The sequence below is a fragment of the Shouchella miscanthi genome (genome assembly GCF_007725405.1).
Classification (GTDB): domain Bacteria; phylum Bacillota; class Bacilli; order Bacillales; family Bacillaceae_D; genus Shouchella; species Shouchella hunanensis.
Genome location: NZ_CP042163.1, coordinates 1,141,867 through 1,161,912, shown reverse-complemented (window position 1 = coordinate 1,161,912; position 20,046 = coordinate 1,141,867). Strand labels below are relative to the sequence as shown.

The following is a 20,046-nucleotide window of genomic DNA, read 5'->3' as shown; positions in this document are numbered from 1 at the left end:
ATCCAAAGCGCTATATGACCCGAGGTCATACATCGACTAGAGTAAAAACTCCATAGAAAGGAGGTGATCCAGCCGCACCTTCCGATACGGCTACCTTGTTACGACTTCACCCCAATCATTTGTCCCACCTTAGGCGGCTGGCTCCAAAAGGTTACCTCACCGACTTCGGGTGTTACAAACTCTCGTGGTGTGACGGGCGGTGTGTACAAGACCCGGGAACGTATTCACCGCGGCATGCTGATCCGCGATTACTAGCAATTCCGGCTTCATGTAGGCGAGTTGCAGCCTACAATCCGAACTGAGAATGGCTTTATGGGATTGGCTCCACCTCACGGTTTCGCTGCCCTTTGTACCATCCATTGTAGCACGTGTGTAGCCCAGGTCATAAGGGGCATGATGATTTGACGTCGTCCCCACCTTCCTCCGGTTTGTCACCGGCAGTCACCTTAGAGTGCCCAACTAAATGCTGGCAACTAAGATCAAGGGTTGCGCTCGTTGCGGGACTTAACCCAACATCTCACGACACGAGCTGACGACAACCATGCACCACCTGTCACTTTGCCCCCGAAGGGGAAGCTCTGTCTCCAGAGTGGTCAAAGGATGTCAAGACCTGGTAAGGTTCTTCGCGTTGCTTCGAATTAAACCACATGCTCCACTGCTTGTGCGGGTCCCCGTCAATTCCTTTGAGTTTCAGCCTTGCGGCCGTACTCCCCAGGCGGAGTGCTTAATGTGTTTACTTCGGCACTACGGGCATCGAAACCCCTAACACCTAGCACTCATCGTTTACGGCGTGGACTACCAGGGTATCTAATCCTGTTTGCTCCCCACGCTTTCGCGCCTCAGCGTCAGTTACAGACCAGAGAGTCGCCTTCGCCACTGGTGTTCCTCCACATATCTACGCATTTCACCGCTACACGTGGAATTCCACTCTCCTCTTCTGCACTCAAGCTTCCCAGTTTCCAATGGCCGCTCGGGGTTGAGCCCCGAGATTTCACATCAGACTTAAGAAGCCGCCTGCGCGCGCTTTACGCCCAATAATTCCGGACAACGCTTGCCACCTACGTATTACCGCGGCTGCTGGCACGTAGTTAGCCGTGGCTTTCTGGTGAGGTACCGTCAAGGTACCGGTAGTTACGCCGGTACTTGTTCTTCCCTCACAACAGAGCTTTACGACCCGAAGGCCTTCCTCACTCACGCGGCGTTGCTCCGTCAGACTTTCGTCCATTGCGGAAGATTCCCTACTGCTGCCTCCCGTAGGAGTCTGGGCCGTGTCTCAGTCCCAGTGTGGCCGATCACCCTCTCAGGTCGGCTACGCATCGTCGCCTTGGTAAGCCGTTACCTTACCAACTAGCTAATGCGCCGCAGGCCCATCCCTTAGTGACAGCTAGACGCCGTCTTTCAAAAGAGAATCAGGTGATTCTCTTTATTATCCCGTATTAGCTCCGGTTTCCCGGAGTTATCCCAGTCTAAGGGGCAGGTTACCTACGTGTTACTCACCCGTCCGCCGCTGACTTCCGGGAGCAAGCTCCCTTCTGTCCGCTCGACTTGCATGTATTAGGCACGCCGCCAGCGTTCGTCCTGAGCCAGGATCAAACTCTCCGTTAAAAGTGTTTACTTACACACGGATGTGTTGACTTCGACGTTGCAACATGGACGTTGCGATCTTAGTCGAAGATCCTAAGCTGTTGCACATTTTAAAGCTGTGTCTAACTTCATTGACGAGATACCTTGTATCTCTTTTTACGCTTGGCTTTTGTTCAGTTTTCAAAGAACTCGTTTGCGCCATCTGTTGGCGACTTAGATATAATAACAAGATTCAACATCTATCGTCAATACTATTTTACAAAAAAATATTAAAAGTTTTTTTTAAATTGTTTTACATTAAAAATAGAGTACTTTTACCAACCTCTGATTTATTCAAATAACAGCAAACGTACGTGGTTCACAATTTCCTCATCTCCATATACCTATCAACAATAAATGAACGTTCTTATTTATTTAGCTAAACCTTTAACATGAAATAAACCCTATCGCTCTCTTTACTTGCCATCTTTTCTTTTTAGCGAATCTTTAAAACTCTACATGATAAGGTTAGAGTAATATGTAACTCCTTGAAGTCATTCATCCTAGTCAGGAAATAAAGTCTCAAAGATAACTTATTCCTAGGTATGTAGCATTCACAATTTGTTCCTCGTATAGACGCCTACACACCCTTTGGAAGAGCAAAAACGGCCAGCCCTAGCGGCCAGCCGTTTCTACTACTCATTCTATTAATGTGGTAAGAAAAATAGGAAAAGAACAAAAGCTACAAACAACAAGTACATTAACGGATGTAATTCTTTTCCTCGTCCCTTTACAACCATTGTTAATGGGTAAAGAACGAAGCCAAGTGCAATACCAGTTGCAATACTGTATGTTAACGGCATCGTTACAACAGTAAAGAACACGGGAACAGCAATTTCCATTTTAGTCCAATCAATGTGACGCAATGATGTAGCCATCATCACACCAACTACAATTAAAGCAGGTGCCGTCACTTCTCCAGTTATAACGGATAAAAGTGGCGAGAAGAATAATGCGACTAAGAAAAACAATCCCGTAAAAATAGCGGTAAGTCCTGTCCGACCACCAACAGCAACACCTGATGTAGATTCAACATAAGCCGTCGTTGTCGATGTTCCGAAGATCGCTCCAACTGTTGTGGCACTAGCATCTGCAAATAACGCTCTTCCAGCTCGCGGTAAACGGTTATCTTTTACAAAACCTGCCTGTGTCGCTACTGCAAACAATGTTCCTGCTGTATCAAAGAATACAATGAATAAGAATGTTAAAACGACAATCAGCATTTGTAGCGTAAAGATTTCTTCTGTCCAGCTTACAGGTTGAAATGCAGCCCCAAAGGTGGTTAAGCTTGGTGGCATGGAAATAATTCCACCATCCAAACTGTTCATTCCAGTAATAATTCCTACTAATGCAGTTAAAGCAAGACCGTAAAAGACAGCGCCTTTTATATTCATCACAACAAGAATAATCGTCACGACAATCCCGAAAATCGCAAGTAATGTTCCAGGTGTTTGAAGATTTCCCATTGTAACAAGCGTTGCTTCATCTCCAACAACAATTCCAGCGTTCTTTAAACCAATAAACGCAATAAATAATCCAATCCCCGCCCCAGCAGCATACTTAAGTTCCTCTGGAATGGCATTGATAATTTTTTCTCTAAGTTTAAAAATCGTAATAAAAATAAAGATAACACCAGAAGCAAATACAGCAAATAATGCTGCTTGCCAAGACATACCATAATTGATAACGACTGTGTATGCAAAGAAGGCGTTTAAGCCCATTCCTGGTGCCAGTGCAATTGGGTAATTAGCTAGTAAGCCCATGATGATCGAACCGACCATTGCTGCTAATGCAGTGGCCACGAAGACAGCGCCCTGATCCATTCCAGCTGCACCTAATATATCTGGATTTACGAACAAAATATAAGCCATTGCAAGAAACGTTGTTAGCCCTGCTATTGCTTCTTGTCGTATTGATGTTTTGTTTGCACTTAATTGAAAGAATCGATCCATTCTTTTCTTTTCCCCCTAAAATAAAATAACCCTAGGATGTTCTACCTAGAGTTGACGTGACAAGGTTGTTTTATGCAAACAATGCCTCTCACATCGTAGTCAAGCTATTTACGGTAGCTCGGTAGAAACGTGCAGACCTTATCTCTGCGTATATACGACTGAAATGTTTATGTGATTTAGTACGAAATTTAGTGTAGCAAGAGGCTCCGGACTTGTCAACAAAAAATACGAACAATATCAAGTTAATAAGCGATAACATTCGTCATTAACCTATTGATTTCCATTTTTCAGGTTTTCTTGTATACTTGGCGTACGATAAACGTATGGAGGAGCTTCATGTACGTCTGCAAAGCAACATGTAAAACGACTTTATATATTCATGTTGGCAAACAAGATATGAATATAGAAGAAACAAAGCAGTTATTTGAATCCCAATACAAAAAAACCATTACCAATACAGTAAGAATTCTTCACCTCGAAAACTATAAATATTGGCGAAATCAATATGATGAAGTGGCTGCAACCGCAACTATAGAAATACTCGTGCCGGACTTAAAAACAACCCGCTATCTAGAGGATTATGAGTCCATGGCATGTCGAACTGTTAGACGAATACTTCCGACTAAAGGTTCAGGGATTCAAATTATTTCTAGTGAATGGTTATGGCCAAGTCGAAAAAAAGGGTATAGTAACTAAATAGTAGATAAAAAAAGGGGGTACTTACGTTGATTCACAACATTACAATTGAATTAGCGATAGAAAATCTAGAAGATCGCGGTGTCACCATTGAAGACATTATGGACCTAGTCTATGATCTTCAAACACCTTATGTTCCAAACTTAACGAAGGAAATGTGCCGCAATCATGTGATGAAAGTGCTTGCGAAGCGTGAAGTACAAAATGCATTATTAACAGGAATTGAGTTGGATCGTTTAGCCGAACAAAAAAAGCTGTCATCTCCTATACAAGAAATTATTGAATCGGATGAAGGACTTTATGGAATTGATGAAATTATCGCTCTTTCCATCGTCAATGTGTACGGATCGATCGGCTTAACAAACTTTGGTTATGTGGACAAAATCAAACCAGGTATATTGGCAAAATTAAACGATCATAATCAAGAAAAATGCCATACCTTTCTTGACGACATTGTCGGCGCTATTGCAGCGGCTGCGTCAAGTCGCCTTGCTCATTCCGAAGAAGGCGCCGGTGTGCGTGATTAATAACAGCTAAAAGCAGCGGAAACCAATCCACTGCTTTTTTTATGCGCCTGTTTCTTTTTTTGCTAGACACCTAACCAATCCAATCCCGGAAATCATACATAGTCTATCAGTATTACTTGCTGCAAGGAGGTAAATAAAATGGGTCATCGATGCTCGAAATGCGGCAACATGCAAAATGTCCACATATCGGAAACCGATCCTATTATCCACTCTCCGAAAAGAAGAATTGTGGAAGAAGTTGAAGTCGTAATTGTGCCCGAAGTACATCCAATCGAAACCATCGTCAAACGCAAAAAAATTTTCCGACATGTTCATCACTATCCAGAAAAAATCATTGTAGAAGAAGAACAACATACAGAGAATGTACCGTGTAGTCAAAATCACCAAAATCGTCCTCCAAGACGAGGCTGGGGCTGGTTTCTTTAATATAGGAAGAAAAGCCTGTAAAGAATGAATCTTTACAGGCTTGCTTTTCTAATTACGCTTTAATAAACTTTATCGCCATTAAAAATGGAGTTTTTCACAACTACATAATCAACGTTTCGAATGGATTCAAGCTTCGTGCCTCCGGCGTAGGAAATGGAGGATTGAAGATCTTGTTGCATTTCATCTAATGTGTCCTTTAAAGAGCCTTTATGCTCTACGAACATTTTTTTGCCCTCAACGTTTTTCTTTTCGCCTTTTTGGAACTCAGATGCAGAGCCAAAATATTCTTTTACACGTTTCCCGTCTATCTCCGTTGTCTCACCCGGCGATTCTTCGTGACCTGCAAATAGCGACCCGATCATCACCATGGATGCGCCAAATCGAACCGATTTTGCAATGTCACCATTTGTACGAATACCGCCATCAGCGATAATTGGCTTGCTAGCAGCTTTTGCACACCAGCGTAATGCGGCTAATTGCCAGCCACCTGTACCGAATCCTGTTTTAATTTTTGTAATACAGACTTTTCCCGGTCCAATACCAACTTTTGTTGCATCTGCGCCTGCGTTCTCTAACTCACGTACTGCTTCAGGCGTACCAACATTCCCAGCGATGACGAAGCTAGTCGGTAAGTACTTTTTTATATGTTGAATCATTTGAATGACAGCATTTGAATGACCATGTGCAATATCAATTGTAATGTACTCTGGTATAACTTGATCGGCAGCTAGTTGTTCAACGAATCCATATTCTTCCTCTTTTACTCCTACACTAATCGATGCATATAGTCCTCGTTCTTGCATCTCTTTTACAAAGTTATACCGTTTCTCTGGCTGGAAACGATGCATGACATAAAAATAATCGTTTTCAGCTAAATAAAGTGCAATGTTCTCATCTATAATGGTTTGCATGTTTGCTGGCACAACAGGTAACTTAAATGTTCGACCACCTAATTCTACACTTGTGTCACATTCTGATCGACTATTCACCACACATTTAGCGGGAATTAATTGAATATCTTCGTAATCAAATACATTTTCCATCTATGACACCCCTAAAAACGAATATTAAACTCTGTAGACGATTTAAACGTTCGCCCATTTGGTAATATACATGATTTTCTACTGGAAGTCAAAGCTTTCGTACAATTTACGAAAGCGTTTACGAGCAGACTGACAATATAATGGTGAAAAAGCGCAATTTTATCCATATCTTTTCCCGTTAGAATGAGTAACATTAACGGTAGGAGCGTGATAACATGGAAACCATTGAACGACATTCTCTTACTAAAGCCTTTCAAGCATTTGCTAACGAACCACCTTCAAGTATCTACTTTTCTCCAGGTCGCGTTAACCTAATTGGCGAACATACGGATTATAACAATGGCTATGTATTTCCAGCTGCCCTTACCATGGGAACTTACTTGGCAATTAGCTTTAGACCTGATCAATCGATTCAAATGAAAAGCGAAAATTTCCCAGAATCCTATACTCATTTGACTAGCTCTTTGTCTTATTCAAGTGAACATAGCTGGAGTAATTATCCAAAAGGTGTCATGCGTGCATTTCAAGAACTTGGTTATACCTTACCGGGAATGAATTTACTCTATTATGGAACACTTCCTAACGGGGCTGGACTCTCTTCTTCCGCATCCATTGAAATGGTTACAGCGTTTTTCTTAAACGATGTACTCGATGCCGGGCTAAGTCGTACTCAACTTGCTCAACTTTGCCAAAAGGTTGAAAATGACTACATCGGTGTAAACAGCGGCATTATGGACCAGTACGCTGTTGGTCTTGGAAAAGAGGCACATGCGCTGTTTATACATACAGGTACACTTGAACACGAACTCGTTCCACTTGCGTTAGGTTCTTACTCGATCGTTATTACAAATACCAATAAAAAACGTGGACTTGCTGATTCAAAGTACAATGAACGCCGCTCAGAATGTGAACAAGGGTTACACATTCTACAAAAAGAAGGCTATCCTTTAGACTCATTAAGTGATTTAACTACAGCGACATGGGCGCAAGCTAAAACGGTAGTAACAAATAACAGTTTAAAAAAACGCGTGAATCATGTTGTGACCGAAAATTCACGCGTGAGACAAGCTGTGACTTTTTTAAAAGCACATGACTTAAAAAGCCTAGGGGCATGCATGAATGAGTCTCATCAATCACTTGCTGATGACTATGAAGTAACTGGCTACGAACTCGATTTGCTTTATTCAATCCAAAAAGAGCAGCAAGGTTGTATCGGCACAAGAATGACTGGCGCTGGATTTGGAGGTTGTACAGTCAGCCTCGTCCATCAAGAGTATATTGATGCTTTTAAAGAAAATGTTTCGTTCCTTTATGAACAGAAAACATCCATTAAACCCGATTTTTATGTGAGTCTAGCTGGTGACGGCGTTAAAAAATTGGATTAGGAGAGATGGCGAATGATTCACGATTTAATTGAAAAGTTACTTTTGTATGGATTACAAAGAAAGCTGTTCTTACCTGAAGATAAAATGTACATCCATAACCGTCTCCTCCATTTTCTAGGCTTACAAGCACCCGAAGAAACTCAGGTCACAGCGGAAGATGATCTTGAAAAGATTTTAACGCCTCTCTTAGATTGGGCTTACAATAAAGGGTTATTTGGACCAAATACAACGACACACCGTGATTTATTCGACACCGCTTTAATGGATCTTATGCTAGCGAGACCGAGTGATGTCTCGCACACATTTTTTTCACAGTATCAACAATACGATCCATCCTATGCAACGAAGGCCTTTTATCAGTTCAATAAAGATGCTCATTATATACGAGTTGATCGCATTGCTCTAAACGAGAGTTGGGACGTGGAAACGCCATATGGTCCGTTAGAAATTACGATAAATCTGTCAAAACCAGAAAAAGATCCTGAAGCTCTTGCAGAAGCTCGTAAGCAGAAAACGAAAAACGTATATCCTTCTGGCCCGCTGGCAAAAGAGAACATTGGGTATGCAGGCTCACTAACTCAGTCCGCCAGACAAACCTTGCGCTTTATTCCTTTATCCTTAGCAGGTGAGCAATGGTATTTTCAGTTTTCTCCATATGTCTATTACAACGAGCATGCTATTGTCTTTTCTGGTGAACAACAACCAATGAAGATTAGCGAAAAAACATTTATGCGGTTATTTGATTTTATCGATCAATTTCCGCATTACTTTATTGGATCAAATGCAGACTTACCAATCGTTGGTGGCTCGATCCTAGAGCACGACCATTATCAAGGTGGCGTGTACGATTTTCCAATGGCACAGGCCCCACTTAAACAAGATTTGCTACCTTTTGGAAACGAATCTATTCGAGCTGGTATTGTCGACTGGCCCATGTCTGTTATTCGTTTAACCGGTAAGGATCGTCAAGCACTTATTACTACATCTACCCATATTCTTACAGAGTGGCGCTCGTATACAGATCCTCAAGCTGAACTCTATGCTTTTTCAAACGAAGAACCGCATAACACTGTTACACCTGTGCTACGGATGAAAGAGGGAAATTATGAGCTTGATTTAGTCTTACGAAATAATCGAACAACAAAAGACCACCCGCTGGGTCTTTTTCATCCACATCAAGAAACACATGCCATCAAAAAAGAGAACATTGGTTTAATTGAGGTAATGGGTTTAGCCATTTTGCCAGGACGCTTAAAACAGGAATTAGAAGAGATTTCTAAATATCTTTTAAGCGAGCACGCTGAACAACTACTTAGCACATCACCTTACACTGAAAAACATACTCATTGGGCATTGAAATTAAAGAATCGATTAGGCCAAGATTTAAAGGAAGAGAACGTAATGGGAGAATTAAAGAAAGAGGTCGGTACGATTTTTTCCAGCGTGCTCGAACACGCTGGAATCTTTAAAGATTCTTCTGAAGGTGAGAAAGGATTTTTACGATTTTGGGCGCATTGTCAAGAATCTTGGTCAAAATAAAAAAAGGAGTAGTCTATCATTTGACTACTCCTTTTTCAAGCTTATACGTCGTTTACTTCAATTAAACGAACATTTTTCATTAACACATCAATACGGCGTAATTGTGCACGAGCAGAAGGTGACTTTGCTTGTACAAATAAAATTTCCTTGTAGCCGTGATTGACATAAGACTGAATTAATGCCTTCAACCCATCTAGCATGGACTGCTTTGAAACCATCATATCGCTTCCATCGAGAATAAGTGTATAATCTGAGCAGTCTATAGATGCGGCATGCATAATGTAATCCTTCTTATACGCATCTGCCTCTTCTTCTGTAATAAATCCGCTCACGACAATCGTAAATTGTTTTTTTCTTTCATCAATACTCATCGAATACATAATCAATCCACCCCTTATTAAAATCTGTATAGCAATGCAGAGAGTGTGTAACCTGCACCAAATGAAAACCACACAATTGTTTTTCCTTCAGTGAACTTACCAGAACGCAAACCTTCTTCAAACGCAAAGCCTGGAGAAGCATTTCCCGCATAGCCATATGATCTGCTAACAAATAACCACTTGTCCATAGTAGAATTCATTAACTCACACGTTCGTTTCACTAGACCTTCGTGGAATTGCGAGCAAATAAAATAGTCAACATCTGATTCTGTTAAGCCATTGCGTTCTAGTAAACCAGGCAGCACTTCCATATATTTATCCGGAATCCATCCTGCCGGCCCTACATCCCATCGTAACGTTCGCTCACGTAACGATGTCTCTTCTTTAAAAACTTTTGAATAGCCAGCAGAAGGAAAGCTCATCAGCTCCCAACCGTCTGAGCCAATTAACGTATCTGAATCGAGGATACCTTTTCCACCTTGGTCGATCTTTTCAAGTAGTAGTGCACTAGAGCCGTCTGTTAAAAAACCATATGTCGCAGGATCTTCTTTGTGAGAGATGTGAGTCGAATTAAACACACTTACAAGCACACAGCGCTTAAGATCTTTTCGAGTTTTCATATACGCGCTTACCATATCAAATGAAGAGAGCAATCCTGTACAGTTCTGGTTCAAATCCATTACAAATTTAACGGCACCATCATTTCCATCTCCTAATGCATTGACAATTGTGATGGCATTTGACGGAACCGTATACTCTGGCGCATCTGATACAAAGAAAAATCCCTGTACATCTTGTAAAGAAAGTCCTTCCTTTTCAAGCAACGCTTCACATGCTTTCGTAGCCATTGTAACCGATGTCTCTTTCCGGTAGTCCTCTATGTATGGATGATTTTCACGACCACCAACATCGAATAGAGAGTCAACTTGAGCGCCAACAGACGCAAAATGAGTACGCATTTCTTCACGATTCTTAACGGTTTTAGGTAAATACTTAGCGACATTTCTAACGATTACACTACTCAAGCGTAGCTCTCCTCTCTTTATTAACCTACACTATGCATATCGACAATTTTCGAGAATTGTTAATAGCTCAGCATGTAAATTCTTCAAGAAATAGGCTCTATAAAGATTCTTTAGGGAAAACGCTACTCAGACCCCTTTATCTTCAAATCTTTACTCGTTTCGACTTTATCGCCACCCATAAAAAATGTCGTAATAAGCGCTAAGCTAATCGGAATTAATGCTAGAGTAAAAATAGAGGTAATCGAATCAGACATTGTCGTTGTGATCGTCGCTAGTGCATCTTCTGGAATTTGTGCACGGCTTTCCGGAGTGAAAAGTTCTTGAGGATCTAGCTCAATCCCTTCTGTCTCTATACCGCTCAATGATTCTCTCATGCGATTGGAAAACGTCATCGTTTGAATCGTGCCAAAGATAGCAATTCCAACCGTCATTCCAAATGAACGAAGAAACGAGTTGGTGGAATTCGCTGAGCCACGATAGCGCTTCGGCAGATTATTAATCGAAGCTGCTGGCAATAACGAAAATGAAAACCCAACACCTATTCCTGCTAGAAACATATAAACACCCAACATGACTCTTGATATTTCAGGAGTCATTGTTGCGAGCAAACTCATACCTGTTAAAAAACAAACCGCTGAAAAGATCATCATGGTTCGAAACGGAATACGCGTTTGTAAAAGCCCGCCTGTCATACTCCCAACAACTGAGCCAATCATCATCGGCATTAACGTTGTACCGGCACTTGATGCTGATCCTCCAAAGACTGCTTGCACGAAGATGGGAATAAAAATAGCTAACACAACAAATGTACTACCGTAAATAAAAGCAATGATTTGCGATGTGGCAAATAATCTTTTTTTAAACATCCAAAAGGAAATGATTGGCTCTTCAGCACGTCTTTCTGCAAAAATAAATACAATAAAAGCGGCAAAAGCGAACCCAAACAAACTGATAAGTGATGGTGACGTCCAGCTATAGGCTTCTCCACCAAGTTCCAATGCAAACATTAAACAAACCACAGCAATTACTAACGTCGAAGCACCGAGCCAGTCTATTTTTTGCTTTTGTGGTTCAAGCGTTTCCTTATAATGTCGAGCAATTAAATAGAGCGCCACAGCACCAATCGGTACGTTAATATAAAAAATCCAATGCCAGCTTAATGTTTCCGTTATAAAGGCTCCCATTAATGGACCGAATACACTTGATACACCGAATACAGCTCCAATTAATCCTGTCATTTTTCCCCTTTTTTCAGGAGGAAATATGTCAAAAATAATGGTGAACGCAATTGGCATTAATGCTCCACCACCTATTCCTTGGATCACACGGTACCCAATTAATTGACTCATAGAATTGGCTAATCCGCACAGTATTGAACCAAGTACAAAAACGATTAAACCAAACAAAAAGAATCGCTTTCGCCCATACATGTCAGATAATTTACCATAAATCGGCATACCTGCCATCATGGCTACCATGTAGGCAGCTGTTACCCACACAAATTGATCGTAATTGCCTAAATCGCCTACTATGGTACCCATTGCTGTAGCCACAATTGTATTGTCAATTGCCGCCATAAAAATTCCGAGTAAAAGTCCTGCTGTTACCAGTGATGGTGTTCTCATATGTATACTCCTTACTTAATGACACTACAATCTTTTCACTCTATTAGTTTACACTAATACAAGCTTTACATCCTACAAAAAATAAACGATGGATCGTAAAAGATGTACAGTTCGCATGATTTCTTTCTCATGCAAACTGTACAAAGTAAATCTGTCTACTAAAGCTTATTTGCTAATTGTTGTGTGGCATAGCGTAACAAAACAGGCGCCACTTTTGTTGAATAAGAAAGTTGCAATCGTTCGGTTCGCTTATGAGCATCTTTTCCGAACGGTCCCACGTTTATGGTTGGAATGTTAAGCTGTTGTATGGCTTCCATTGGAATATGATAATTTTGTTGATACAGTGGCATAAATGTGTCGAGGGTTGTTTCCACTTTTGTCTCTCCTTGAGAACGTAAGTAGCTAACATCAGATAAACCTGGGAAAAAGGTTTTTAACACAATCGACTCTTGAAAGGATTCTGTACCAATTTTCTGTAAATCGTTTGTTAACGCTAGTAACGCTTGGTCTTCCTTCTCATTTAACTTTACGTGTGGGTAGTAGGGCGGCTGTAAAAGCAATAAATAAAAAGGTGCCTGATCCAGAAAATAGGTTGATAAATGACGAGCAATGGATAACGTTTGTTCTGTAAAAGTCTCGTTATCTCGAATACTGTCATGTAAGATGGTTTCATATGACTGCTTAAAGCTCGTGCCGAATTTTTTGATTCCCCGTTGGTACAGCTCAGCAATTGTATAGACCTTCGGTTGTGGAACTGCCGCAGCTAGTGCATCTGTTCCAAAAGCAAGCCTATGCTTTACAAGACGCTCATAGATTGCTTCACTTGCTTGCTGGCATGCTCGCTTCACCTTCTCCATTACAAGCTCTGGACTTGAATGTAAGGTTAATACATTGTAAAACAAATAGGATTCATTTGGCGTTTGCACATCGTACGTTTCTTTTAAGTCTCGAATGCGTAAACAAGTAGGCGATGGGGAGGATTCTCCGTTTAATTGATCAGAAAATGCGTCTGACCATTCCATTTCTACAGCAAGCTGCGCTGCCATAACCGATGCATTAATCCCCTCTAACGGTTGCCCAACATGGGTTTCTCTTCCTAAGCAATAAATAAACGGGAGCAGCTTTCCTGTTGAACCAGTATAAATATATTTATTGAAGTCATTGGGATAAGCAGAAAAATTCGGTTCGGAACAAATACATGCAGAAAATTGCCAGCCACTTTCCTGTAATTTTGCAAGTTCCTCTACCGCCGCAAACATTCCAAGTGATAACTTTTCTTCATCTGGTACAGCTACTAAGCAAATATTCTCAGTTGATTCTTCATCACGTGCAATATCCTCCATGATTGAAAGCTGCATCGCCAATCCGGCTTTCATATCCATCGAGCCTCTTCCAAACAAATAGTCGTTTGAATCCAAATCGGCTCTTGCGGATTCGTCTAAATACCCTTCTTGTTCTTCCTCTAACTGCTTTTTTAATGCTTCCGGCTGGAACGCTTCCTCTTTATATAGCCCGAAATCATCAACACCAACTACATCATAGTGGCTAAGTAAAATCGTTGCTTGTTTTGTAGATGGCTTCTTTTCCAGCATAGCAACGACGGCACAACGGTTTAATGGATCCTGTTTAAGGGGGATGCGTTTAATAGATGATGGATGCGCGTTAAAATAAGGATTTCGCATTAAAATGGTACAGATTAAATCTGCCATTTGGTTTTCTTGTGTCGTACCAGAGATACTAGGCTGTTGAACGAGTTCTTTCGTCAATGCTAGAACCCGATCAGAATAAGCGTACGTGTTGTAATGAGAATAAGACATAAGCGAAACCTCCTGTGACTATGCTAACGTATCATATGAATTTCTCGAAATGCTGTTCCTTTTACAAATACGCTCTTGATTCGACAATTCCCTTTATTTCTTGTGGAAAATAAAAAACCGCAAGAACCTAGATGGTCCATTGCAGTTTTTTATTTATGAATGCGCCATTTCTTCTGCTTGTCTCGCTAATAGTAATGCACCTTCTATACCTGCGTGCTCATCTAATCCAGGAGCTACTACATACTCTTCTGGATCGCCAATATCCAAGTAGCCATTTAGCTGACGTATTAATTCTTCACGAACAAGGGAATACAATTGCTTTTGCTTCATTACTCCGCCACCTAAAATCACTTTTTTTGGTGACAAGATGTAGGTATATGCCGCAATTGCTTGAGCTAGATAGTAAGCTTCTAATTGCCAGACGCGGTCATCATCTGCTAACTCAACTCCGGCTTTCCCCCAGCGTGCCTGTATTGCAGGTCCAGCAGCCATACCTTCTGCGCACGTTCCATGGTATGGGCAGTGACCTAAAAACACATCGTCTTCATGTGGCTTAACAGGCACATGACCCATTTCTGGATGAGAGAATCCTTCTAAGATATTCCCATTTACAACGGCACCTGCTCCAATTCCCGTACCAACGGTAATATACATACAACTATCTAGCCCTTTTGCTGCCCCCTTAGTGGCTTCAGCAAGTGCAGCACCATTTACATCTGTTGTTAATGAGATTGGTACATGAAGTGATTTAAAAGCGTCCAATAATGGATAGCCTTCCCACCCTTTTTTTGGGGTACTAGCAAGAGAACCGTATGTATGTGACCCTTCTTTAAGATCAAGAGGACCAAAGCTGCCTATTCCTAAACTAGTAATGGAATTCCTCTTAAAAAAATCAACAATAGGGGGAATCGTTTCTTCAGGCGACAGCGTTGGCAGTGTTAATTGATCGAGCCATTCCCCATTTTTATCTGTCACCACGCAGATCATTTTCGTTCCGCCTGCCTCCAAACCACCATATCGAGCACTATCCATCTTCTTCTCTCCTCCTACCCATCTAACTAGTAAAGATTATAGCACTCTGAATCTTTTTTTTCTTTACGTTTTATCTGTTTTTTTGCAAAATAAAAGAAAAAGGAGTTTCCAATGAATCATTCATCTGCAAGACGCGCAGGCTTTTCTTTTCCTGGTTTGCCTACTGGACCAATGAATGGTATTACCGACGTAGCTGGTGTACTGGTCGGTCATCGTACGCTCACAGATGGGAAACAAATTCAGACAGGCGTAACCGCCATTATTCCCCATCCAAAAAATCTGTTTGCGGAAAAGACCATTGCCAGCTCTTTTATACTCAATGGCTTCGGAAAAACAACTGGCCTTGTGCAAGTAGAAGAACTTGGAGTTATCGAGAGCCCCATTATGTTAACAAACACCCTTTCCGTTCCCGCTGTTACAGAAGGCACACTTTCCTATCTACTTGCTCATAATCAAGAAATCGGTACAACAACGAGCACCGTCAATGTTCTAACAGCAGAATGTAACGATGGTTACCTAAATGATATTCGACAAATGATCGTTAAACCAGAGGACGCAATTTTTGCCATTAAAGCCGCGAGTGAACAACCTGTTGAAGAGGGGGCTGTTGGGGCTGGTACTGGTATGTCATGTCTCGGGTTTAAAGGTGGTATCGGCACAAGTTCACGTCTCGTTTCTTCTTATACGGTTGGCTGCCTCGTCCTGACGAATTATGGACAGAAGCAAGACTGGATCTACAGTCGCCACAGAAGGAAAATAAACATCTCAGATGGAAATGGCACCTCCATGCCAACGCCAGATGGTTCCATTATTATCGTGCTCGCCACAGATGCACCGTTAGATGCTCGCCAATTAAAACGACTAGCAAAAAGAGCTGCGCTTGGCCTCGGACGTACGGCATCTTTTGCGGCTAATGGAAGTGGTGATATTGTCATTGCGTTTTCAACAGCAAATCGGGTGCCTCATCACCCACTTGCACCTTTACAAACCTATACATTCTTGCATGATAGCGACGCATCCATGTCAATTCTGTTTGCTGCTGCTGCAGAGAGTGTGGAGGAAGCTATTCTTAATTCGTTATGCTCAGCCACGACCACTACAGGATTTAACGGACATACCTGCTTGAGCATACGTGACGCTCTAAAGAGATAGTTCCTGCACATTAGCCTAAACCACTGCATACAATAGGCAGGAATGGAGGCGTTAAAGGTGGATAAAGAGTATGAGAAAAAAGCAACTGCTTACTATCAAGGAATAAACCAACAGCTGTTTTCTTTAATTGATCCAAAGGTCGAAATGGTACTGGATATTGGCTGTGCAGAAGGTGCCCTTGGCGCTGCAATCAAAGCCGCATATGGCGCAGACGTACATGGCTTTGAATTGTTTCAACATGCTGCCGTCCAAGCTGAAAAAAAACTCGACTCTGTTACTGTGGGGAATATTGAGTCTGATCCTCTTCCATTTGAACATGAACAATTTGATGCGATTATTTTCGCAGACGTATTAGAACATACGTTAGATCCTTGGTCAGTACTAGCAAAAGTAAAACCATACTTAAAAAAAACCAGTGCCATTTACGCAAGCATCCCAAATGTCGGTCATATATCCATTATTGAGGAGTTGATTCAAGGCACTTGGAATTATGTAGATGCTGGTTTACTTGATAAGACACATTTTCGATTTTTCACAAAATCAGAAATTGAAAAGCTATTTCATACGAGCGGCTATCAAGTAGAAACGATTGTGAATAATCAAGTACTGTTTCCCCACCAACAACTGCTCATGCAAAAAATACTTGAAGCTGGACAATTAGCCGGGCTAAATACAACACATTTCTATGAACAAACGACTGCGTATCAATATATGTTAAAAGCAAAGCCATCCGTTTAAGTTCGGGTGGCTTTGGGTTTAACCCTCCCAACTAACGGTTATAGTAAGGTAGATGAACTGATTGGAGGGATTCATTTGCCGCTCACCGATGAACAAAAAAGTAGAATGTTGCCATCGAAGCATCGCCAGCGTGAAATTGAAAAACAATCGGATGAAAATGACCGATTTCATGAATTATTGGACAAACTAGAGGATGTTACCACGAATGGAAGGCTTAAAGATATGGCTTTTCATTTTACAGATACAAAACAAGTGGTAAAATCAAACTTAATCGCTGGTATTGCTAGAGGTGTAGGATTAACGATTGGAGTAGCACTTTTTGTCTCTCTACTTCTTGCTATACTTAATTTGTTCGAACCATTACCGATTATTGGGGAATGGCTCGCCAATTTAGCGAACATCATTGAAGCAAATCGATAAGTTGACGAAGGAGGTTTTTAGAAATGGATTGGTTAGGAATTGGCGTACTTGTTTTTGCGGTTGCGTTTCTTATCGCCGTTATTTGCTTATTACCAGCTATGCGTAATTTGGCGAAAACCCTTGATAAAACTGCAACAACCGTGGCGCAGCTTGAAAAAAGTTTAGACGATATTACAGGTGAAGTAAAAGTCACCCTCCATAATACAAACGAAACGATTATGGATGTAAACGAAAAAGTGTCAAAACTAAACCCGCTTTTTGATATCATTCATGATTCTGGAGAAGCTGCACATCGAGCTTCAAGCGCCTTATCTACATATACGCTTACAAGAGTGAATGCTGCGAAACAAGAAGCTGTAACGGCTCAACCTGATCAAGTTTCTGGTATTATTAAAGGCATCGCCTTTCTATATTATTTTCGAAAAGCAAAAAAACAGCAGAATAACGTATAAAAAAGACGGGTCTCCTCTTTAAGAGGACGACTCGTCTTTTTTAATGATACACAGTTAGGAGTTGATTAATCTGTTCCCCCAGTTGATCTTTCTCGACATCGTAAGTTCCACCTAGTACGATGCGATCAAACTTGTCGTTATTGCGTAATAGTTCCAGTTGGTAAACGAAATGATCCCTCGTTTGAATACTAACAACAACCTTTTGACCGTCTTTACGCGTTACATATAAGAGCACACCTTGATCCATTGGAATATATCCTTGTACGTCCCACGTTCTTAGCCAGTCTTTTTCTTCTGCTTGGATGGTTACAATAATATCTTCAGCAAGCTCTTCCATTTTCTGCCCCTCCTTACCTTTTTAGTGTATCACGCCTTTGATTTACTAAAAAAGGAGGAAATCGATCGTTTATCAATATGAAGCGGTTCTTCAATTCGAATGGATTTAGAGGAGAGCAAATTCCCCAAGTTTTCTTTCATCTGTTCCTTTTGCGCTGGATTTATTTTTGATAGTACCATGTCTATTTCTTCTACCTTGTCTTCATCGTACTTTGTAAAAATTTCTGAATAGTTCCCTATCATATGAATTAAGTTTCCACTTACTAATGCACGGATGCATTTTCTTCTTCCTTTATCTGTTATTGATAGTAAGCTTGTCGCGTCCATTATTGTGTACGCTCCTTGCTTCACTAATTTGTATAATAAATCGGGATTCTTTTGTATGCGGGTATCTTTTTCTGGATAGAGCAATACCGGATAATAACCTGCCACGGCAAGTCGGTACAGCTTTTCTGCTGCGCCCTGTAGATCTTCTCCATTAAGGGTAACAAGAACAAATAAAGTCTTGTTTAGAGGAATTGCTTTGCCCGCTTTCAAGTCAGTAAGAAGATCGTCATTAAGCGGCAACACTTGCCCTGGTAAGAGCGTAATGTCATTCAATCTCTCGTTATACGCTTTTACTGTCTTTGTAATCTCGTCTCCCCACGTTGCAGGATGTTCGCGTTTAAAAAGTGGAATGTAACAGAGCGATTGCATGTGTCGGTCGCGCAGAAAATGGATTTGTTCAAGTAACTTTGAGCGTGATCGTGAAACACCACTAATTTCCGGTAGTCCTTCTTTCCATACATCAAACATATGCACTCCTCCTTTTATTATCATCAATTAGACATTGTTCTTATAAGTTCCTTCTTTCTTCGATTAAGAGAAATAAAAATAAGCGAGTAGCAGAAGGAAGCAACTAAATAATAGAAGATGGGGTTTTTTATTCATTGCTAAAACAGCAATAAATTCACGCGTATAGGCGTTAGGCTGAAAATACCAGGCCGTTGGGGAGCCGATTCCTTCAGCTGCCATCGATAACTGTTTTGCGATTAAGCTCGATCGAAAAACATGAAAATGATTCGTAACAAACACGACTTTTTGGTGATCAGGTATTATTTTTTTTGTATACAAAAAGTTTTCGTACGTATTGCGCGCTCGATCTTCTATAATGATTGATTGAGGTGGAATATGTCTGTGAACTAGATAGGCTTTCATTGCCTCCGCTTCGCTTATAATCTCATCTTCCCCTCGCCCTCCTGTCACAATGATACGGGGAGGAGGTGCCACTTTTTTTTGCATCGTATAGAAATAAATTCCTCTTTCTAATCGACTTGCTAAAATAGGTGAAACCTTCTTTCCCCTTAACAAGCCAGCCCCTAAGATCACTATATAATGTTGATTGTAATAGGGTCGATTGTAGCGATATAAAATAGAAGAAACGAGAAAAGATAGAAACAGAAACCCATAAAACCCAATGTATATCGTTATGGTAATGGCAAGAGGCTCAATGGTAAGGAACGTTGTCGGGATGAGCAGAAGAAAACTAAACATACCTAAGCTCGCTAGCAGTGAAAAAAAATTATTCCGCTTTCGTCCTTCTTTTCGTATTAACTTCCATGTATTTCGTATAACGTACCCTATCACAAAAAGTAAAAATAAAAGGAGCATGAGTGCAAATAGAAAATAGAGTATAAGAATAAGATGATCATATCTACTCACAGGTCCAGTTGTCACAACAGCTAGTCCACTTCCTAAAAACAACAGCAAGCTTAAGGTTAAAAACATACCGTTAAAGATACTACGTTTCTCAATCTGCATACTCAGTAAAAAAACAAGCCCACAAACGATTCCTAACAATAAAAAGATATTCATGCTACTTCACCTTCGTCCATTTAT

Annotated in this window: 19 protein-coding genes, 1 rRNA gene and 1 riboswitch; of the genes, 9 read left to right on the top strand and 11 right to left on the bottom strand. The window is 41.0% G+C overall.

Annotation, left to right across the window (positions count from 1 at the left end):
* Positions 1 to 56: 56 nt before the first annotated feature.
* Together FPV17_RS05650 and FPV17_RS05645 are read right to left on the bottom strand one after the other, a co-directional pair.
* Positions 57 to 1,605: ribosomal RNA gene (locus FPV17_RS05650) — 16S ribosomal RNA — on the bottom strand.
* A 665-nt stretch (positions 1,606 to 2,270) separates the two neighbouring features.
* A complete protein-coding gene (locus tag FPV17_RS05645; RefSeq protein ID WP_144558433.1) occupies positions 2,271 to 3,575 on the bottom strand; it encodes an NCS2 family permease in 1,305 nt (434 codons plus the stop codon).
* 76 nt (positions 3,576 to 3,651) lie between these two features.
* Positions 3,652 to 3,753, bottom strand: a riboswitch (purine riboswitch).
* Between the two features lie 158 nt (positions 3,754 to 3,911).
* Here FPV17_RS05645 and FPV17_RS05640 point away from each other — a divergent pair.
* The 3 genes from FPV17_RS05640 (at position 3,912) to FPV17_RS05630 (ending at position 5,224) form a co-directional block, all read left to right on the top strand.
* Positions 3,912 to 4,271, top strand: coding sequence for a hypothetical protein (locus tag FPV17_RS05640; RefSeq protein WP_035398462.1), 360 nt, complete (start codon positions 3,912 to 3,914; stop codon positions 4,269 to 4,271).
* A 29-nt stretch (positions 4,272 to 4,300) separates the two neighbouring features.
* Positions 4,301 to 4,798: a phosphatidylglycerophosphatase A family protein gene (locus tag FPV17_RS05635; RefSeq protein WP_206698863.1), complete on the top strand. Its 498-nt coding sequence runs from the start codon at positions 4,301 to 4,303 to the stop codon at positions 4,796 to 4,798.
* A gap of 138 nt (positions 4,799 to 4,936) precedes the next feature.
* Positions 4,937 to 5,224 carry a CotD family spore coat protein gene (locus FPV17_RS05630; protein WP_035398457.1) on the top strand — a complete coding sequence of 96 codons (288 nt, stop codon included), beginning with the start codon at positions 4,937 to 4,939 and terminating at the stop codon, positions 5,222 to 5,224.
* Between the two features lie 59 nt (positions 5,225 to 5,283).
* Here the strand turns inward: FPV17_RS05630 and guaC are convergent, their stop codons facing one another.
* A complete protein-coding gene (gene guaC / locus FPV17_RS05625; protein ID WP_060705671.1) occupies positions 5,284 to 6,267 on the bottom strand; it encodes a GMP reductase in 984 nt (327 codons plus the stop codon).
* A gap of 215 nt (positions 6,268 to 6,482) precedes the next feature.
* Between guaC and FPV17_RS05620 the strand changes: the two genes are divergently transcribed.
* Positions 6,483 to 7,652, top strand: coding sequence for a galactokinase (locus FPV17_RS05620; RefSeq protein WP_035398455.1), 1,170 nt, complete (start codon positions 6,483 to 6,485; stop codon positions 7,650 to 7,652).
* A 12-nt stretch (positions 7,653 to 7,664) separates the two neighbouring features.
* Positions 7,665 to 9,191 (top strand): UDP-glucose--hexose-1-phosphate uridylyltransferase, encoded by a 1,527-nt coding sequence (locus tag FPV17_RS05615; RefSeq protein WP_144558432.1) that lies wholly within the window; start codon positions 7,665 to 7,667, stop codon positions 9,189 to 9,191.
* Positions 9,192 to 9,232: 41 nt separating this feature from the next.
* Here the strand turns inward: FPV17_RS05615 and FPV17_RS05610 are convergent, their stop codons facing one another.
* From FPV17_RS05610 to FPV17_RS05590, 5 genes are all read right to left on the bottom strand, one after another.
* Positions 9,233 to 9,571 carry a hypothetical protein gene (locus tag FPV17_RS05610; protein WP_144558431.1) on the bottom strand — a complete coding sequence of 113 codons (339 nt, stop codon included), beginning with the start codon at positions 9,569 to 9,571 and terminating at the stop codon, positions 9,233 to 9,235.
* A gap of 17 nt (positions 9,572 to 9,588) precedes the next feature.
* Positions 9,589 to 10,596, bottom strand: a complete 1,008-nt coding sequence (locus FPV17_RS05605; protein ID WP_035398448.1) for a 3-oxoacyl-ACP synthase III family protein — start codon at positions 10,594 to 10,596, stop codon at positions 9,589 to 9,591.
* A gap of 122 nt (positions 10,597 to 10,718) precedes the next feature.
* The gene (locus FPV17_RS05600; RefSeq protein WP_144558430.1) at positions 10,719 to 12,221 is read right to left on the bottom strand and encodes an MDR family MFS transporter; all 1,503 of its coding nucleotides are present in this window, start codon (positions 12,219 to 12,221) and stop codon (positions 10,719 to 10,721) included.
* A 158-nt stretch (positions 12,222 to 12,379) separates the two neighbouring features.
* Positions 12,380 to 14,038, bottom strand: coding sequence for a M20/M25/M40 family metallo-hydrolase (locus tag FPV17_RS05595; RefSeq protein ID WP_144558429.1), 1,659 nt, complete (start codon positions 14,036 to 14,038; stop codon positions 12,380 to 12,382).
* A gap of 153 nt (positions 14,039 to 14,191) precedes the next feature.
* Positions 14,192 to 15,070 carry an ROK family protein gene (locus FPV17_RS05590; RefSeq protein ID WP_035398435.1) on the bottom strand — a complete coding sequence of 293 codons (879 nt, stop codon included), beginning with the start codon at positions 15,068 to 15,070 and terminating at the stop codon, positions 14,192 to 14,194.
* Between the two features lie 111 nt (positions 15,071 to 15,181).
* Between FPV17_RS05590 and FPV17_RS05585 the strand changes: the two genes are divergently transcribed.
* The 4 genes from FPV17_RS05585 to FPV17_RS05570 are packed head-to-tail and all read left to right on the top strand — an operon-like array spanning position 15,182 to position 17,832.
* Positions 15,182 to 16,222 carry a DmpA family aminopeptidase gene (locus FPV17_RS05585; RefSeq protein ID WP_144558428.1) on the top strand — a complete coding sequence of 347 codons (1,041 nt, stop codon included), beginning with the start codon at positions 15,182 to 15,184 and terminating at the stop codon, positions 16,220 to 16,222.
* A 57-nt stretch (positions 16,223 to 16,279) separates the two neighbouring features.
* Entirely contained in the window at positions 16,280 to 16,960 is a 681-nt protein-coding gene (locus FPV17_RS05580) for a class I SAM-dependent methyltransferase (RefSeq protein WP_186370740.1), read from the top strand.
* A gap of 12 nt (positions 16,961 to 16,972) precedes the next feature.
* Positions 16,973 to 17,380 (top strand): DUF5665 domain-containing protein, encoded by a 408-nt coding sequence (locus tag FPV17_RS05575; protein ID WP_246117139.1) that lies wholly within the window; start codon positions 16,973 to 16,975, stop codon positions 17,378 to 17,380.
* 23 nt (positions 17,381 to 17,403) lie between these two features.
* Positions 17,404 to 17,832: a DUF948 domain-containing protein gene (locus FPV17_RS05570; RefSeq protein WP_035398432.1), complete on the top strand. Its 429-nt coding sequence runs from the start codon at positions 17,404 to 17,406 to the stop codon at positions 17,830 to 17,832.
* 40 nt (positions 17,833 to 17,872) lie between these two features.
* Here FPV17_RS05570 and FPV17_RS05565 read toward each other — a convergent pair whose 3' ends face one another.
* The 3 genes from FPV17_RS05565 to FPV17_RS05555 all read right to left on the bottom strand — a co-directional run bounded on the left by FPV17_RS05565 (position 17,873) and on the right by FPV17_RS05555 (position 20,022).
* Positions 17,873 to 18,169, bottom strand: coding sequence for a hypothetical protein (locus FPV17_RS05565; RefSeq protein ID WP_035398429.1), 297 nt, complete (start codon positions 18,167 to 18,169; stop codon positions 17,873 to 17,875).
* A gap of 29 nt (positions 18,170 to 18,198) precedes the next feature.
* Positions 18,199 to 18,963 (bottom strand): CpsB/CapC family capsule biosynthesis tyrosine phosphatase, encoded by a 765-nt coding sequence (locus FPV17_RS05560; RefSeq protein WP_035398427.1) that lies wholly within the window; start codon positions 18,961 to 18,963, stop codon positions 18,199 to 18,201.
* A 63-nt stretch (positions 18,964 to 19,026) separates the two neighbouring features.
* The gene (locus FPV17_RS05555; RefSeq protein ID WP_144558426.1) at positions 19,027 to 20,022 is read right to left on the bottom strand and encodes a YdcF family protein; all 996 of its coding nucleotides are present in this window, start codon (positions 20,020 to 20,022) and stop codon (positions 19,027 to 19,029) included.
* Between the last annotated feature and the right edge of the window lie 24 nt (positions 20,023 to 20,046).